The 461-nt window shown below is 48.8% G+C and carries 1 pseudogene; it reads left to right on the top strand.

From position 1 onward, the window contains the following. Window positions 1-93 precede the first annotated feature (93 nt). Window positions 94-461, top strand: a pseudogene (locus E3E29_RS11370) (serine--tRNA ligase); the annotation flags it as partial.

Raw genomic sequence — 461 nt, 5'->3', positions numbered from 1 at the left:
CTTCTTCGGTTGACCTCTTTTTTGCCGAAATGTCAAGGCGATTATCAAATTATTTTTAAACTCCAGCACCGTTCATCTCCCAGGTGAAATGCTATGCTGGACATAAAGCTCATCCGTGAAAACCCTGATCTAGTTAAGGGCGATCTCATAAAGCGCGGGGAAATTGAGAAGATAAAATGGATCGACGAAATCCTCGAACTCGACAAAAAGTGGCGCGAGAACCTACGGAAGATCAACCAGCTCAGGAAGGAGCGCAACCAGCTCGCTGTGCAGATAGGAAAGCGCAAGAAGGCTGGTGAGCCGATAGACGATCTCCTTGCAAAGAGCAACGAGATTGTGAAGCAGATTGAGACCCTTGAGAAGGAAGTTGAGGAGCTGAGGGCAAAGATCGACTACTATCTCTGGCGCCTGCCGAACATCACCCACGAGAGCGTTCCGATCGGCAAAGATGACAGCGAGAA

This window comes from Thermococcus sp. Bubb.Bath (assembly GCF_012027595.1).
Taxonomy (GTDB): domain Archaea; phylum Methanobacteriota_B; class Thermococci; order Thermococcales; family Thermococcaceae; genus Thermococcus.
Note: the sequence above shows the minus strand (reverse complement) of the source record. Positions and strands in the feature narration are given on the sequence as shown.